Raw genomic sequence first — 17,917 nt, forward strand, 5'->3', positions numbered from 1 at the left:
CGGGATCTGGACTTCGAGCAGGTCGTGCGGGAGGCCACGGGTGGCCGCGGTGTGGATGTCGTGCTGAACAGCCTGGCCGGGCCCTTCGTGGACGCCTCCCTGCGGTTGCTGGCCGAGGGTGGCCGGTTGCTGGAGATGGGCAAGACCGACATCCGTGATCCGGAGCGGATCGCGGCCGAGTATCCCGGGGTGCGGTACGAGGCGTACGACCTGATCACGGGTGCCGGGCCGGACCGTATCGGCCGGATGCTGGGCGAGCTGAGCGAGCTGTTCGCGTCGGGGGGTCTGGTGGCGCCTCCGGTGCGGGCGTGGCCGTTGTCGCGGGCGCGGGAGGCGTTGCGGTATCTGAGTCAGGCGAAGCACACCGGCAAGCTGGTGCTCGATGTTCCGGCGCCCGTGGATCCTGAGGGCACGGTGCTGATCACGGGGGGCACGGGCACCCTGGGCGGACAGGTGGCCGAACACCTCGTCCGCACCTGGGGCATCCGGCATCTGCTGCTGGTCAGCCGTAGCGGTCCCGATGCCCCCGGGGCGAAGGAACTAGCGCTCGCGCTGGGTGAGTTGGGCGCGGAGGTGCGGATCGTGGCAGCCGATGTGGCGGACGCGACCGCCGTGGCCGAACTCGTCGCGGGCATCGACCCGGCGCATCCGCTCACCGGCGTCATCCACGCCGCGGGCGCCCTGGACGACGCGATGCTTCCCGCGCAATCGCCGGAGCGGCTGGCGCGAGTGTGGGGAGCCAAGGCCACCGCCGCGGCCAACCTCCACGCCGCCACCGCGCACCTTCCGCTGGCGATGTTCGTGATGCTCTCCTCGGCCGCCGGGGTCATGGGCAGCCCCGGGCAGGCCAACTACGCGGCGGCCAACGCGTTCTGCGACGCCCTCGCCTCCCACCGCCAGAACCTCGGTCTGCCCGGCGTTTCGGTGGCGTGGGGGCTGTGGGCCGAGGCCAGCGGGATGACCGGCCATCTGACCGAGGCGGACCTGGCCCGGATGGCCCGGTCCGGAATCGCCGCGATGTCCGGCGAACAGGCGCTGCGCCTGCTGGACGCCGCCTGCTGGCACGGCGATCCTCAGCCGGCGGCCGTCGACCTCGATGTGCGCGCCCTGTCCGCACAGCCCGCCGACGCCCTCCCGGCCCTGCTGCGCGCCCTCACCGCCGACGCCCGCGGGGCCACCGCACGACGAACCGCGGCCACCGGCGCTCCCGCCGCCGGGCTGGTCGGTCGGCTGACCGGACTGACGCCGGACGAACAACACCGCGTACTGCTCAACCTGGTACGCACCCAGGCGGCCGCGGTGCTGGGGCACACCGATGCCGGGGCGGTGGACAGCGACACCCCGTTCAAGGACCTGGGGTTCGACTCGCTGACCGCCGTCGAGCTGCGCAACCGGCTCGCCGCGGCCACCGGGCTGCGCCTGCCCGCCACGTTCATCTTCCGGCATCCGACGTCCTCGGCCATCGCCGAGGACCTGCGGGAACAGCTGTGCCCCGCGGCCGCGGACACCTCCGGCCCCGTCTTCGGCGAGCTGGAGAAGCTGGAGGGGGCGATAGCCCGGTTCGTCCCCGACGACCAGTCCCGCGGCAGGCTGGCGAAGCGGCTGGAGGCCCTGCTGTGGCGGCTCGGCGACGGCGCCCCCGAGGCCGCGGTCGGCCACACCGTGGACGACGGGGCCGTGGAAGCCGCGTCGGATGACGAACTGTTCGCGTTCATCGACCGGGAACTGCCTTCTTGATCACGAGTAGCGTGAGTGAGGACTGATGTCGGGTACGGAAGAGAAGCTCCGCCAATACCTGAAGCGGGTCACGGTGGATCTGGGGCAGGCCCGTCAGCGCGTACGGGACCTGGAGGAGCGGTCCCAGGAGCCGGTGGCCGTGGTGAGCATGGCCTGCCGCTACCCCGGCGGGGTGGGCTCGCCCGAGGAGTTATGGGAGCTGGTGTCCTCGGGCGGGGACGGAATCGAGGAGTTTCCGACCGACCGCGGCTGGGATCTGGAGGGCCTGTACCACCCGGACCCCGACCACCCCGGCACCAGCTATGTCCGGCACGGTGGATTCCTGCGCGAGGCCGACCGCTTCGATGCCGAGTTCTTCGGCATCAGCCCGCGCGAGGCGCTGGCGATGGATCCGCAGCAGCGGCTGCTGCTCGAAGTGTCCTGGGAACTGCTGGAACGGGCGGGCATCGACCCCGTGTCGCTGAAGGGCAGCCCGACCGGTGTGTACGCCGGGGTGTCCAGCCAGGACTATCTGTCCCGGATGCCCCGGGTCCCCGAGGGATTCGAGGGGTACGCCACCACCGGCAGCCTCACCAGCGTGGTGTCCGGCCGGGTGGCGTACACCTTCGGGCTGGAGGGGCCGGCCGTGACGGTGGACACCGCGTGTTCGTCGTCCCTGGTGGCGATGCACCTGGCCTGCCAGGCGCTGCGCCAGGGGGAATGCGAACTGGCGCTCGCGGGCGGGGTCACCGCGCTCACGACCCCGACCGCGTTCGCCGAGTTCTCCCGGCAGCGCGGGCTGGCTCCGGACGGGCGCTGCAAGTCCTTCGCCGCGGCCGCCGACGGCACCGGCTTCTCCGAGGGCGTCGGGCTGGTGCTGCTGGAGCGGCTGTCGGACGCACGCCGCCACGGCCACCGGGTGCTGGCGGTCATCCGAGGTTCGGCCGTCAACCAGGACGGCGCCAGCAACGGCCTGACCGCGCCCAACGACGTGGCGCAGGAACGGGTGATCCGGCACGCGCTGACCAACGCCCGGCTCGCCGCCGACCAGGTGGACGCGGTGGAGGCACACGGCACGGGGACCTCCCTCGGCGACCCCATCGAGGCGCACGCGCTGCTGGCCACGTACGGCCGCGACCGGCCGGACGACCGGCCCCTGTGGCTGGGCTCCCTCAAGTCGAACATCGGCCACGCCCAAGCGGCTGCGGGCGTGGCCGGAGTCATCAAGGTGGTGATGGCGCTCCGGAAGGAGACCCTGCCGGTCACGCTGCACATCGACGAGCCGACGCCGCACGTGGACTGGGAGGGCGGGGGCGTACGGCTGCTGACCGCACCCGTGGCATGGCCGACGGGCGACCGTCCGCGCCGCGCGGGAGTGTCCTCCTTCGGCATCAGCGGCACCAACGCCCATCTGATCCTGGAGCAGGCCCCCGAGCCGCCCGAGCGCGCAGAGCCACCTGAGAGCGCAGAGCCGTCCGAGGCCGCCGACACCACCGTGGAGAACGCACCGGGCGCGACCGCCGACGTCAGCGCGTGGGTGCTCTCCGCCCGCAGCCAACGCGCCCTGCGCGGGCAGGCGGCGGCGCTGGCGGCACGGGTGGCGGAGGATCCGCGGCTGCCCGTGGCCGACGTGGGCTGGTCGCTCGTCACCACACGGTCGCTGTTCGACCACCGCGCCGTGGTTCTCGGCGAGGACCGGGGCGCGCTGATGGCGGCCGTCGAGGCGCTGGCGGCCGGGGAAGCGCACCCGGGCGTCGTCCACCCCGGTGTCGCCGCCGTGGCGGGCGAGCCGGGCCCGGTGCTGGTGTTTCCGGGCCAGGGGTCGCAGTGGGCGGGCATGGGGGCCGGGCTGCTCGACGCCTCGCCGGTGTTCGCAGCGCGGGTGGCGGAGTGCGAGCGGGCGCTGTCGCCGTACGTCGACTGGTCGCTCACCGATGTCCTGCGCGGCGCGGAGGGGGCGGCCGAGATGAGCCGGGTGGACGTGGTGCAGCCCGTGCTCTGGGCCGCGATGGTCTCCCTGGCGGCGGTGTGGGCCGGACACGGGGTGACGCCCGGCGCGGTCGTCGGCCACAGCCAGGGCGAGATCGCGGCGGCCGTGGTGGCGGGGGCGCTGTCGCTGGAGGACGGCGCCAAGGTCATGGCGCTGCGCAGCCGGGCGCTGCGCAGGCTGGCGGGCGGCGGGGCGATGGCGTCCCTCGGGCTGGGCCGGGAGCAGGCGGGCAAGCTGCTGGCCGGGCTCGGCGACCGGGCCGCCGAGGTCGGGGTGGCGGCCGTCAACGGCCCGTTTTCCACCGTCATTTCGGGACCCCCGGCACAGGTGGCCGACGCGGTGGCCGCCTGCCGGGAGACGGGCGGGCGGGCGCGCCTGATCGACGTGGACTACGCCTCGCACGGCCCGCAGATCGACGAGATCACCGGGGAACTGACCGAGGTTCTGGCCGGAGTCCGGCCGAGCGCGTCGAAGGTGGCGTTCTACTCCACGGTCACCGGCGGACGGATCGACACCGCCACTCTGGACGGCGGCTACTGGGTGACGAATCTGCGGGAGCCCGTACGGTTCGCCGACGCCGTCGAAGCGCTGCTGACCGACGGCCACCGGGCGTTCATCGAGAGCAGCACCCACCCCGTGCTGACCGTCGGTATGCAGGAGACGTTCGAGCACACGGGCGTCGAGGCCGTCACGGTGCCCACGCTGCGCCGTGACCACGGCGGCACGGCGCAGCTGATCCACTCCCTCGCCCAGGCGTTCACCGCCGGGGTCGGCGTCGACTGGACCACCCTCCACCCGACAGGACCGGCGGCCCCGCGCGCCGTCGACCTGCCCACGTACGCCTTCCAGCGGGAGCGCTACTGGCTGCCCGACTCGGTGCCGTCCGGCGTGGCGCAGAGGGCGGACGAGGACGAGGAGCGGTTCTGGGCCGCGGTCGACGGTGAGGATCTGCGGGCGCTCTCCGAGGCGCTCCGGCTCCCGGACGGCCATGGCGCGCGGTCCTCGTGGGGCACGGTGCTGCCGGTGCTCTCGGCATGGCGGCGCGAGCGGCGTGAGCGGTCCGCCGTGGACTCCTGGCGCTATCGGATCCAGTGGCAGCCCCTCACCGACAACACTCCGGAGGACGGCGCCCACACCTGGCTCGTCGTCCGCCCGGCCGACGGCGCACACGACTGGGTGAACGCCTGCGTCCGGGCGCTCGGCGCGGGCGGCGGACAGGTGGACGAGCTGACCGTCGCCGAGGACACCGACCGGGCACGGCTCACGGAGCTGCTGCACGACCGGTACGCCGATGCGGAGCCACCGGTCGGTGTCCTGTCCCTGCTCGCGCTCGACACGTCCGCGCACCCCCGGCCCCATGGCGTGGCCACCGGTCTGACCGGCACGCTCACGCTGCTCCAGGCTCTGCTGGACGGAGGCATCACGGCGCCCCTGTGGTGTGCCACCCGCGGGGCGGTGTCCGTCGGCGACACCGATCCGGTGGCCGTGCCGTCACAGGCCCAGCTCTGGGGGCTCGGCCGGGTCGCCGCGCTCGAACACCCCACCCTGTGGGGCGGTTTGCTCGATCTCCCGGCCAGTCCCGACGCGGTGGACCCGGACCGGCTGCGGGCCGTGCTCACCGGGACGTCCGGCGAGGACCAGGTGGCGCTGCGCGCCCCGGGGGCGTACGGGCGACGGCTGGCCCCCGCCCCCATCGGCGGCGGTGCGCCCCCGCGGACCTGGACGCCGCACGACACCGTGCTCATCACCGGCGACACCACCGGCCCGGCGACCCACATCGCCCGATGGGCGGCGGAAAACGGCGCGAAGCGCGTCATACTGCTGGGCCATCAGGACGGAGACGGAAACGCCGTGCTGAAGGCCGAGCTGGACGCGCTCGGAGCCGAGCTGACGATCGCGGACTGCACACCCGGCGACCGGGCGGGTGTCCGCCGTACCGTCGAACGGCTGGCGTCGGAGGGCGGACGGATCGGGACGGTCGTCCACACCGCGACCTCCGGTGCGCTGGCACCGCTGACGGAGCTGACACCCGAACGGCTGGCCGATGAGATTTCCGCTCAACTCGCCTGCTCCGAGGCGGACATTGAGGCGGCATGTGGTCTCGGGCCCGAGGACACCGTCATCTACTGCTCCACCGTCGCGACGGCCTGGGGCAGCAAGGATCACGGCTCGTACGCCGCAGCAACCGCCCACCTCGACGCGCTCGCACAACGCCGGCGGGCCGAGGGCCGGGCCACGGTCTCGATCGCCTGGGGGCTGTGGGACCTGTCGGAGGGTGGCGATACGCCGCAGCCACTGGCCCCGCACACCGAGCGTTCCCGGCGCCAGGGCCTCTCGCCCCTGGACCCACGGTGGGCGCTGAACGCCCTGCGGCAGGTGCTCGACCACGACGATCCGCAGCTGACGATCGCCGATGTCGCTTGGGAACGCTTCGCGCCGCCGTTCACCCTCGCCCGGACGAGCAGGCTGTTCGATGAAGTGCCGGAGGCCCGCCACGCCATCGAGGCCGCCCAGGAGCCCGCGGAAGGGGACGCCGGATCGGGCTGCGCCGCGGCGCTGCGCGAGGAACTGGCCGCGCTGGACGAGGCCGAGCGGACCGGGCGGCTGCTCGCCCTGGTACGGGGCCATGTGGCCGCCGTACTGCACTATCCGGCGCCGGAGGCGGTCGACCCGGGCAGGCCGTTCAAGGAACTGGGCTTCGACTCCATCGCGGCGGTGGAGCTCAGGAACCGGCTACGAGCCGCCACCGGGCTGAGCCTGCCGACGACGGTGGTCTTCGACTATCCGACACCGGAAACCCTCGCGGGCTGTCTGCTGGCCCAGCTGGCTCCGAAGGAGTCCGCCACCGCCCACCCGGGGCTCGGACACCTCGACGCGCTGGAGGCGGCGCTCGCCGGAATGGCGGCCGACGACCCGAGGCGCACCGGGCTGGTGAACCGTCTCCAGGGCCTCCTGTGGAAGTACACGGCCACCGAGGACGAGGAGGGGGAACCGGCGGACGAACAGGAGCTCGCCGCCGCCACCGCCGACGAGGTATTCGCCCTCATCGACCGCGAGCTGGGAACCTGAGCGGCCGGGCCCCGTTCGCAAAGAACCCCCCCGTACGGGACGCCGTACGGGGGGGCGCCGTGTGCCGCCGGTCACCGAAGGGCACGGGCCTGCCGGACGGTACGGGCCAGGTCGAGCAGATCCTCCGCCACCCGCCGGGGGTGCTGGGCGTGCAGATCGTGCTCCGAGTCCAGGTATTCGCGCATGGCCGCACCGCGCAGCGTGGCCGTGGTGGCCTCGATGCGGGAGCGGATGCGGTCCGCCCACTGCGGGTCCGCGCCCTTGGGGATGGCGGGCATCAGCAGGGTGGGCACCGAGATGGCCGGGTACCAGGGGCTCGGTGGCTCGTCCCAGATGCTGCGCAGCATCGACGTGTGCTGTTCGAGGGTCATACGCCGGGACAGCGAACCGTCCGGGTTCTCCCGCATGGTGGCCACGGCCGCTTCGATCGCCGCCGGCGACCAGTCGGGGTGGATGTCCCGGAAGTAGTCGCTCACGCTCTGCACGGTGGCGCCGTCCAGCGCGGGCGGGCGCAGCGCGCCCGCGAACGCCTCCCACGAGGGGAAGGCCTTGGCGGGTTCGAGCCAGCCGCCGTCGACCAGGGCCAGCCCCGCCACCAGTTCGGGGTGCTGGGCGGTCAGCCGCACCGATACGTTGCCGCCGTACGAGTGCCCGGCCACCACCACCTCGGACAGCCCGAGGGCGGCGCAGGCCGCCACCAGGTCCGCGACGGCGGTCGGTGTGTCGTACCCCTTCTCCGGGGTGTCGGACTCGCCGTGGCCGCGCAGATCGGCCGCGTACACCGAATGGCCCGCGGCGGCCAGGTGGTCGGCGACCTCGTCCCACATCCGGGCGTTCGAGGCCATGCCATGGACGAGGAGGAAGGCGGGGGATGCGGTTCCAGGCCGGTGTCGGAAATGCAATTTCACATCGTCGGTTACGGGCACGGAAAGATCCATAGAAGAATTCTATCCCGATATGCGCGGGCGCTTCGATATCTTCGATGGTCAAGTGCCGCCGCATTAGCGGCACTTAAGATGCGCAGGAATGCAGACGCCGGGCGGGAGGGGGCTCACCCCCTCCCGCCCGGCGTCTGCGTATCGCGGCGCGCTATGCCGTGGCGCCGTCCCCGCTGTCGACCGCCGCGTACGCCTCGGCGAGATAGTGGCCGAGCCGGGCGGGGGTGGGATATTCGAGAATGGCGACGAGGGGAATTTCCACGTCGGTGAGCGTCATCAGCTTGCGGGTGAGTTCGAGTGCGGTCAGCGAGGTGAGCCCGTTCTCGAGGAAATTGCTGTCGTCGTCGATCGGGGTGGGGGAGAGGATGTCGGCGAGTTGCGTCCGTACGGTCTCCCGCAGGATGTCCTCGCGCTCTTCCGCCGTGGCGATGGCCAGCGCCTGGTGCAGGGCCGCGCCGTCGAGATGGGCCTCGCTCTGTTCCGTGTGCATCTCGGGTCCGTTCGGTTGGGGGTCGGAGGGATCGCCGGGGGTACTGCCATTGACCGCGGTGAATGCGTTCATCGTTTCTCCCGCCTGGTGGGTGCTTCGTCGATGTCCGCGATGACCACGGACACCGCGTCCTCCACGAGCGCCTGCCGCAGCAGAGCGGCCGCCGATCGCGGGGACAGTGCGGACGTTCCCGGGCTCCGTGGCCGCTCGACGGCGCCGGTGGCCGGGTCGGCGCCGTCGACGGCGCCCCAGCACACCGAGGTCGCCGGGACGCCCCGCGCCCGGCACTCCTGCGCGAGCGCGTGCAGATAGGCATGGGCCGGAGCCTGATTGCCCAGCCCTGGGCCGGGCAGCACACCCACGGCCGAGGAGCTGAGGACGAAGGCCGACAGGTCGCTCTTCAGGCTGAGGGCGCACAGATTCCGCGCCCCCGCCACGGCCGCATGCCACGTGCGCTCGATATGCGTGGCGTCCAGCGGCCCGGCCTCATGGAGCGGCGGCACCGCGAGATGCAGCACTGCGGTCAGCGGCGCGTCGGCCGGAAGACCGGCCACGGCGGTGGCGAGCGCGTCCGGATCGGCCGGGTCGACGGCGGCGACGGACACCTGTGGGCCCGAGGCGGTCAGTTCGGCGAGCAGATCGTCGTCCGGGGCCGTGGTGTCGAGGAGGAGCAGCCGGTCCACGCCCGCCCCGGCCACCCAGCGGGCGGTGTGCGCCCCCAGGGCGGTGGCCGCTCCGGTGATCAGCACCGTGCCGTGCACGGTCCAGTCGCCCGACACGGTGGCGTGTGCCCGGTGGCCTCCGGGCACGTCCCGCACCAGGCGGGGCGTGAAGCAGCAGTCGGCGCGTACGGCCACTTCGCCCTCACCGTGGAGGCCCGCCAGGACACCCGCCAGCCGCCGCCCGGCCCGCGCGTCGAACCGGTCCGGCAGATCGACCGACCCGCCCCAGCACCGGGGGTGTTCCACCGCGAGGGCGCGGCCCAGACCCCAGAGCTGGGCCTGCTCCGGGCGGAGCACCGGATCCCCGCGACCGACACCGACCGCGCCGCGGGTGACCACCCACACCGGGGACTCGATCCCGGCCCGCTCCACCGCCTCGACCAGCGAGATGGTCGGGGCCAGCGTCGGGCTTCGGCCGTCGTCGGCCGGGGACCGGGTCTCGTCCAGGGCCGACAGCGAGAGCACACCGGCGACGAACCGCCCGGTGGCGGCGTCGGATATCCGTTCGGCGAGGGCGCGGGCCGACGGTCCCTCCGCACCGAGTTCGACGACGTCGGCGCCGTGTTCGCGCAGCGCGGCGACAACCGCGTCGGCGGGCGGACCGCCTGCCGACGCGACCAGCCAGGTGCCGGACAGCCGCGGTGCCACCACCTCCGTCATGGCCTGCCAGGCGATCCGGTGGCGCCACTGCCGCTGCCGCCGCCAGGCGGCCAGCGCGGGCAGGATCTCCCGCAGCAGGCCGTGCCGCTCCGCGGGGACGTCGAGGGCCCGGGTGAGGGCCGCCACGTCCGCGTGCTCCACGGCCTCCCAGAACTCGGTGTCCACCCATGTCTCGGTCACCGGCGCCGCATCCGCCGTCTGGTGGTCCAGCCACAACCGCTGCCGCTGGAAGGCATAGGTGGGCAGCGGGACGATACGCGGTGGTGGGGCGCCGTCGAAGAGGGCGCGCCAGCCGACCGTAGCGCCCGTGGTGTGCAGCCGCGCCAGCGCGTACATCAGCTCGCGCACCTCGGACCGCTCGCCACCGCCACCGAACGGCGACAGCACCAGCGGCGCCGCCCCGTCCGCGAGACCGCGCCCGGACCCCAGCGCCCAGACCACACCGGCCTCGCCGAGGTTCGGGGCTTCGGAGCGTGGCGCGGCCGGGTCGCGGCCGCACCAGTAGCCGGGCGTGGTGATCCGCTCGTCCAGGGGCAGTCCGGTGAGGCCGTCCAGGACCGGGACCGCCGGGCGGCGCAGCGACACCGTGCCGATGGCCCGGGGGAGTTCGCCGGGCCCGGCCGCGACGAGGCGGCAGGCGTCGGAGAGGTCGAGGACACCGGCGACATGCGCGGCGGCGACCTCACCGACGAGGGGACCGCCTACCGCACCGGCCACCGCATCGGGCCGTACCCCGGCCGCATCCAGCAGCCGGACCAGCGCGAGGTGCAGCGCGAACAGCCCGGTCTCCGAGTCCGGTGGCGGATGTTCCCCCGCCACTCCCAGCAGCGCGCCCACCTCGTCGAAGGCGGCGGCGAACACCGGTAAGCGGTCGTACAGTTCGCGCCCCGCCCCGCCGTCGAAGCCTTCCACCGCGTCGAAGCCGTCGAACAGGAAAACCGTCCCGCGTGGCGCGGCCGCCGCCCCGCCGTTACGGACCACACCCGGCCCGACCACGGCCGGATGCGGCTCCCCGGCCGCCAGCGCCTCCAGCCCCGCCCGCAACTCGTCCGGCCCCTCGCCGATCACGACGGCCCGGTGGTCGAACACCGACCGCGTCGTGACCAGCGACCACCCCACATCGCGCGGTGACACGCCCGCATGCTGGCCCGCATGGGCGGCCAGAGCCCGCGCCTGGCCCCGTAACGCCGCCGCGCCACGCGCGGACAGCACCCAGGGCACCACTCCCGCGTGCGGCACATCGCCACCGGCGGGAACGGGCGGGGGCGCCTGCTCCAGAATCAGATGAGCGTTGGTGCCGCTCGCGCTGAAGGAGGACACCCCGGCGCGCCGCGGGCCCTCGTCGCGCACCGGCCACACCGTACGCTCCGTCAGCAGCCGCACCGCACCCCTGCGCCAGTCCACCAGCCGGGTGGGCCGGTCGATGTGCAGGGACCGCGGCAGCACCCCGTGCCGCATCGCCATCACCATCTTGACGACACCGGCCAGCCCGGCGGCGGACTGGGTGTGCCCGATGTTCGACTTCACCGACCCCAGCAGCAGGGGCCGATCGGGCGGCCGCTCCTGACCGTAGGTGGCCAGCAGCGCTTGCACCTCGATGGAATCGCCGAACGCGGTACCGGTGCCGTGCGCCTCCACCGCGTCCACATCGGCCGCCGTCAGCCCGGCGTCCGTCAGTGCGTCCCGGATCAGCTGTTGCTGGGCCGGGCCGTTCGGTGCCGCCATCCCCGTACTGGCGCCGTCCTGGTTGATCGCCGAACCGCGGAGTACCGCCAGCACCCGGTGGCCGTGGCGCCGCGCGTCGGACAGCCGCTCCAGCAGCACCAGACCGGCGCCCTCCCCGTACACCATGCCGTCGGCCGCGTCCGCGAAGGACTTGCACCGCGCATCGGGGGCGAGCTGCTGCTGACCGGAGGCCACCTGGAACACGCTCGGGGAGTACATCAGGGCGGCCCCGCCCGCCAGCGCCAGGGCACATTCCCGCTCACGCAGGGACCGCGCGGCCAGATGCATCGCCACCAGCGACGACGAACACGCCGTGTCCAGCGTGACGGCCGCGCCCCGCAGCCCCAGGGTGAAGGCGATCCGGCCCGACGCCACGCTTCCGGCGCTGCCGTTCCCCACGTGCGCCAGCAGGTCTTCCGGGATGTCGCTCAGCCGTGCGGCGTAGTCGTGGTACATCACGCCCGTGTACACGCCGGTGGAGCTGCCGCGCAGCGTCAGCGGATCGATGCCCGCGCTCTCCGTCGCCTCCCAGGCCAGCTCCAGCAGCATCCGCTGCTGCGGTTCGATGGCCGCGGCCTCGCGGGGACCGATGTCGAAGAACTCCGCGTCGAACGCGCCCGCGTCGTAGAGGAAGCCGCCCGCGCGGACGTACGAGGTGCCGTGGTGGCCCGGGCCGGGGTGGTGGAGCCGCTCCAGATCCCAGCCGCGGTCGGTGGGAAGGCCGGAGACGGCGTCCCGTTCACCGGCCACCAGATCCCACAGCTGCTCCGGTGTGCTGACGCCACCGGGGAAGCGGCAGGCCATGCCCACGAGCGCGATCGGGGCCTCCCGCTCCGACCGCAGGTCCCGCAGCTGCTGCCGGGCCTCGTGCAGCTCGGCCGTGGTCCACTTGAGGTAGTCGACGAGCTTTTCCTCGGCCGTCATGACAGTCGCCCGGCCACCGTGCTGCGCGGATTCAGATCCACCAGGGCGAGTTCTTCGGGGCGCAGCGGCGGCGCGGTGAGTTCCGGCAGCGGCCGGTCCCGCTGCATCAGCGACAGGAAGCGGCTGGACGCCAGCTCGGACTGCGGGGCGGTCAGGCTGATCACATCGGTCACCACGTCGCACACCGCGGAGGCGCGGATCGCCCGGTCGGAGATGAGGTCGGAGAAGCGCTGCCGCGCCACCACCCCACCGGTCAGCCGCGGATCCGTCACATCCGTACGGCAGTTGACGTATTCGACATCCTTGGACGCGGCCATGATCCACGGGTCGTCCACCACGGCGCTGACCGCCTGCTGCACCCGCCGGGTCCGCGCCGGATCGTATCCGGAACGCCCCAGCTCCGCGTCGAGCGCGGCGGCACTGCGTGCGGCGGCGCTCATCCCGTGGCCGTAGATCGGGTTGAACGCGGCCAGCGCGTCCCCGAGGACGAGCAGCCCCTCCGGCCAGGTGTCCAGCCGTTCCGGATACAGCCGGCGGTTGGCGCCGACGCGGGACACCGCCACCGACGTCAGCGGCTCGGCCAGGGTGATGAGGTCGGCGACGAGCGGATGGCGCAGTGTCTGCGCGTACGGCAGGAAGTCGTCGTCGTGCGTGGGCAGTCCGGCGCCACGGGTGCAGGACAGGGTCACCATCCAGGTGCCGTCCTCCTGCGGATAGACCACCCCGAAGCGGCCGGGCTCGCGCACCCGGTGGTCGGCGGCCACGTTGACGGCGGGGAATCCGGCGGTGGCCCCCGGCGGAGCCCGGAACACCCGGGTGGCGTACGCGATACCCGCGTCGACGATGTCCTCCTCGACCGGGGGCAGTTCCAGCGACGACAGCCAGTGCCGCAGCCGGGAGCCGCGCCCCGAGGCGTCGACCACCAGGTCCGCTTCCAGGGTTTCGAGGGCCCCGGTGTCCATGTCCCGCACCCGCACCCCGGCGACCCGCTTGCCGTCCCCGGCCAGGTCGAGGATCTCGGCGCGCGACCGTACGGAGATCCGCCCGGCCGCCAGGATCTGGTCGCGGACGATCCAGTCCAGGAACGGCCGGGTGCACATGAGGGCGTACTGCCGCGGCGGAAAGCGGTGCTGCCAGCCGTGTGAGGTCAGCGTCACCAGGTCCTCGTGGAATCCGACCCGGCGGGCGCCCGCGTCCAGCAACCGGTCGATCGTGCCGGGCAGCAGCGCGTCGACGATACGGGCGCCACTGGACCACAACACATGGACGTGGCGCGCCTGGGGCGAGCCCTTGCGGTGGCGGGGCCCGTCCGGCAGCACATCGCGCTCCACGACGGTCACGCTCTCCAGATGGCGGGCGAGCACATGGGCGGCCAACATCCCCGCCCAGCCGCCGCCGAGGACAATTCCGCGCTTCGGTTCGGTCATGGTTCTGTTCTCGTCCCTTCACCACTTACATCGGACTGGGGCTGCCCTTGGCCTGGACCATCCGAGCGAGGTTCTGGGTGACGGCCATGAAGTGCGCGACGCCGGTGAGTTCGGGGCCATCACCCACTTTGGTGTCCGTGATGCCCCAGAACGCCTGGGCGTGATGGACCAGACCGTCATCACCGAGCTCAATGACACCGATGATGCTGAAGGTCAGTTTCGTCGGCGCGTAGACCGTGACCGTGGTCGGCACCGCCGCCCGCCGGCCGTCCATCGAGGTGACCGGGCGACCCGGCGTCTCGTGCACCTTGCATTCGATGGACCACGCGATGTGCTCGCGGAGTGCCTCCTTGCCGATCAGCGGCGGCGCGCCGACCGGGTCCTCGAAGACGATGTCATCCGAGAACAGTGCGAGGACGTCATCGACATCACCGGCGTTCATGCGCCGGGCGTACTCCACCGCCATCTTCTTGAGAGTCGCCTCATCGGCCATGAACGCCTCCTGTGCCGTGGTTGTTATTCCGGGATTCCAATGTCGGACCTCCCCCAGAACTTCTGGAGCTCCTGGATGAGGCCACCGGCCCCGGCGCGCATCATCAGCACGTAGTCCCAGGTGATGCGGGCGTCCTCGGGAGCGTCGGGCGCCGTCAGCCAGCCGCGGTCGGCGAACCCCGGCCCCTTCGGGAGGTAGCCCATGGTGGCGGTGACGGGCACCAGCACATGCACACCGTCCTGCCCCGCCACCGGCTCGCCGGGAACCTCGGCGATCCCCGCCGCGGCCAGCTCCTCGAAGTGCGCCCGCAGCGCGTCCCGCCCGCTGCGCGGGCCCGAGCCGACCGGGTCCTCGAAGGTGACGTCGTCCGCGTACAGCTCCAGCAGCCCGTCCACATCCGCGGCGTTCAGCCGACGGCTGTGCTCGAGGATGAGCTTCTTCCGGCTTCGTTCGTCAATCAACGTATGCTCCCCTGTGCTCTCCGTCGCTCTCCGCGCGACTGCCGTCACCGCGGCCCAGGTTCTGGTCGATGAACTGGAAGATCTCGTCGGTGCTGGCGTCCTGGATGCGGCCGCTCACCTCCGCGCTCACCTCGGCGCCCTCCGCTGCGCTCTCCGCGGCGCTCTCCGCCGGGGCCGGGGCGCCCCCGTGCAGGGCGTCCAGCTTCGACAGCGTGCTCCGCAGGCGTGTGCGCAGCGCGTCCCACGCCGTCTCGTCCCGGGCGACAGTGAGCAGCGTGCCCTCCATCCGCTCCAGCTCGCCCAGCACCGGAGTGAGCGGATCCACGTCCCCGGGCGCCAGCTCGGCGTGCAGATGCGCGGCGAGGGCGGCCGGGTTGGGCTGGTCGAAGATGAGCGTGGTGGCCAGCCGCAGCCCGGTGACGGCGGTCAGCCTGTTCCGCAGCTCGATCGCGGTCAGTGAGTCGAAGCCCAGGTCCAGGAAGCCGCGTTCGGCCGGAATCCGGCCGGGATCGGAGTGGCCGAGCGCGGCCGCGGCGTGCGTGAGCACCAGCGTGAGCAGCACCCGGTGCTGCTCGTCCCGGGGGAGCGCGGCAAGGTGGTCGGCCCAGTCCGTGTGCGCGCGACCGGTGGCGGCGGTGCGCCGCGCCGGACCGCCACCGGTGAGCGCCCGCAGCGGGGCGGGCAGGGTGAGCGCGGGCTGCCCGGCCAGCGCCCGTACGTCCAGGTCGATGGCGACGAGATGCGGCGCGCCGTGCCGGACGGCGGCGTCCAGCAGCCCCAGCGCCCGCTCACCGGACATCGCCCCGATGCCCGAACGCGCCATCCGGGCCCGGTCCGTCTCGTCCAAGTGCCCGGTCATGCCACTGGCGTCGGCCCACAGGCCCCAGGCCACCGACACCCCCGGCAGGCCGAGGGCGCGACGGTGGGCGGCCAGGGCGTCGCAGAACGCGTTCGACGCGGCGTAGTTGGACTGCCCCGACGAACCCAGGGTGGCCGCCGTCGAGGAGAACACCACGAACAGGGCCAGCGGCAGATCCGCCGTCGCCGTGTGCAGATGCGCCGCGGCCGTGGCCTTCGGATCCCAGACCCGGGCCAGTCGCTCCGGCGTCTGGGAGGTGAGAACGGCGTCGTCCAGCACCCCGGCGGCGTGGACGACACCGGTCAGCGGATGCGCCGGGTCGACCCCGACGACCAGGTTCGCCACCTCCGCCGGATCGGTGACATCCGCGGCGCAGATGTGTACCTGTGCGCCCAACTCGCCCAATTCTACGATCAGTTCTGGGGTGCCGGTGGTGTCCGGACCGCGTCGGCTGACGAGCAGCAGATGCTTGACGCCCCAGGTGCGCACCAGGTGCTCGGCCACCAGGCGGCCCAGCGTGCCCGTCCCACCGGTGATCAGCACGGTGCCGTCCGGGTCGAGGACCGCACCGGCACCGGGTGTTTCGGCGGTGTCCACCGGGACCGCGCCACCGGCTCCGGCCCGCCCCAGCCGGGGCACCAGGACACGTCCCGTACGCACCGCCACCTGCGGCTCATGCACATCCACCGCGCGGACGACCGCCTGCGCGGCGACGCCGCCATCGCCACCGGGATCGGGGTCGAGCCCCGGATCGAGGTCGAGCAGAACGAACCGTTCGGGGTTCTCCGACTGGGCGCTGCGGATCAGCCCCCACGCCCCGGCCCCGACCGGATCCACGGTGCCCTCACCGGAATCGGCCGTGGCCACCGCGCCGCGCGTGACCACCACCAGCCGGGCATCGGCCAGCGCCGTCCGGGCCAGCCACCCCTGCACCAGCCCCAGCAGCCCGTCCACCACCGCCAGCCCCTGCCGGGCGTCGACGACGTCCCCGGACGCATGGCAGGACGTCAGGACGGCCGAAGGGGCGGGCGCACCGGCCTTGATCGCCGCGACCAGAGCCTCCAGATCCGGGTAGCACACGATGCCTTCGTCCGCGCCGCCCTCCGCCACCGAGACCGCCAGGCCGAGCGGATCCTCGCCCAGCACCACCCATCCGCCGTCACCCACCACCGACCCCGCCGACGGCGCGGTGGCAGACACCGGCAGCGGGGACCAGCCCAGCGTGAACAGCCCACCCACCCCGCGCCCGCCCGCGGCCGCCCGCAACCCGTCCGCACCGGCCGGGCGAGTGACCAGCGAGTCCACCGTGAGCACCGGCGCGCCCACCGCATCGGCCACCGTCATCCGTAAGCCCTGCCGCGCCTCGTCGCGGGCCAGCCGCACCCGCACACGGGTCGCCTCGGAGGCCCACAACGACACGCCGTTCCACGCGAACGGCAGCCGCACCCGGTCGTCGTCCTCCTGGCCCTCCGGCCGGTCCATGAGCAGCGACGGATGCAGCGCCGCGTCCAGCAGGGCCGGGTGGATCCCGAACCCGCTCCGGTCCCCGGCGGCATCGGGCAGGACCACCTCGGCGAGGACGTCCGCGCCGTGCCGCCAGGCGGCGGTCAGGCCCTGGAAAGCCGGTCCGTACCCGTAACCGGCCGCCCTCACCTGCTCGTAGAACCCGTCGACGTCCAGCGGCTCCGCGCCCATCGGAGGCCAGGTGCCGCCCAGCCCCTCCGCCTGCCTGCGCCCGGGGGAGTCGGTGGCCGGGGCCAGTACGCCCCTGGCGTGGCACACCCACTCCCCGCACACGCCGAGACCCGCGGTGTCCTCGGGGCACGTGTACACGGCCACGTCACGCCGCCCGTCCTCCGCCGCGGCCCCCACCACCACCTGCACCCGCAACGCCCCGGACGCGGGCAGCACCAGCGGCCGCTGGAGCGCCAGCTCCTCCACACCGCGGCAGCCCACCTCGTCGGCCGCCCGCAGCGCCCACTCCACCAGCACCGCACCCGGCGCCAGCACCGCACCCGCCACCACGTGCTCGCCGAGCCACGGGTGGGTCCGCGCCGACAGCCGACCGGTCAGCAGACGCGTGGTGCCGTCGGCCAACTCCACCGCCGCGCCCAGCAGCGGATGGCCCGCCGACACCAGCCCGAGACCGGCCGGATCGCCACCCGGCCCGGATGCGCCGTCGATCCAGTAGCGCTCGCGCTGGAAGGCGTACGTGGGCAGGTCGATGACGCGGGGCGCCGGATCGGCCGGGAACCAGCGCGACCAGTCCACCTCGACCCCCGCCGTGAAGGCCCGGGCCACCGACCGCGCCAGCTGCGCCGTCCCGCCGTGGTCGCGGCGCAGCGTGGGGACGGTGGCGGCCTGGATCCCGGCTTCCTCGAACGTCTCCTGCATGCCGACGGTGAGGACGGGGTGGGTGCTGGCCTCGATGAATACGCGGTGG

General features: G+C 73.4%; 9 protein-coding genes. 2 read left to right on the plus strand and 7 right to left on the minus strand.

Annotation, left to right across the window (positions count from 1 at the left end; all coding sequences use genetic code 11):
* Both LCH29_RS42315 and LCH29_RS42320 read left to right on the plus strand, forming a co-directional pair.
* A partial coding sequence (locus LCH29_RS42315; protein WP_446467003.1) for an SDR family NAD(P)-dependent oxidoreductase occupies positions 1-1,737 on the plus strand: 1,737 nt, incomplete at its 5' end.
* 25 nt (positions 1,738-1,762) lie between these two features.
* A complete protein-coding gene (locus tag LCH29_RS42320; protein ID WP_446467004.1) occupies positions 1,763-6,775 on the plus strand; it encodes a type I polyketide synthase in 5,013 nt (1,670 codons plus the stop codon).
* Positions 6,776-6,846: 71 nt separating this feature from the next.
* Here the strand turns inward: LCH29_RS42320 and LCH29_RS42325 are convergent, their stop codons facing one another.
* From LCH29_RS42325 to LCH29_RS42355, 7 genes are all read right to left on the minus strand, one after another.
* Positions 6,847-7,713, minus strand: a complete 867-nt coding sequence (locus LCH29_RS42325) for an alpha/beta fold hydrolase (RefSeq protein WP_446467005.1) — start codon at positions 7,711-7,713, stop codon at positions 6,847-6,849.
* Positions 7,714-7,864: 151 nt separating this feature from the next.
* Complete coding sequence (locus LCH29_RS42330) at positions 7,865-8,275, minus strand: acyl carrier protein (protein ID WP_446467006.1); 411 nt, start codon at positions 8,273-8,275, stop codon at positions 7,865-7,867.
* Positions 8,272-12,234, minus strand: coding sequence for a type I polyketide synthase (locus LCH29_RS42335; protein ID WP_446467007.1), 3,963 nt, complete (start codon positions 12,232-12,234; stop codon positions 8,272-8,274). The genes LCH29_RS42330 and LCH29_RS42335 overlap by 4 nt, the downstream gene beginning before the upstream one ends.
* A complete protein-coding gene (locus LCH29_RS42340; RefSeq protein ID WP_446467008.1) occupies positions 12,231-13,661 on the minus strand; it encodes an NAD(P)/FAD-dependent oxidoreductase in 1,431 nt (476 codons plus the stop codon). Before LCH29_RS42340 ends, LCH29_RS42335 begins: the two co-directional genes overlap by 4 nt.
* A 25-nt stretch (positions 13,662-13,686) precedes the next feature.
* Entirely contained in the window at positions 13,687-14,154 is a 468-nt protein-coding gene (locus LCH29_RS42345) for a nuclear transport factor 2 family protein (protein ID WP_123106488.1), read from the minus strand.
* 23 nt (positions 14,155-14,177) lie between these two features.
* Positions 14,178-14,615 (minus strand): nuclear transport factor 2 family protein, encoded by a 438-nt coding sequence (locus tag LCH29_RS42350; RefSeq protein WP_446467009.1) that lies wholly within the window; start codon positions 14,613-14,615, stop codon positions 14,178-14,180.
* A partial coding sequence (locus LCH29_RS42355; RefSeq protein ID WP_446467010.1) for an SDR family NAD(P)-dependent oxidoreductase occupies positions 14,608-17,917 on the minus strand: 3,310 nt, incomplete at its 5' end. The genes LCH29_RS42350 and LCH29_RS42355, both read right to left, overlap by 8 nt.

Source organism: Streptomyces sp. BRA346, assembly GCF_052851135.1.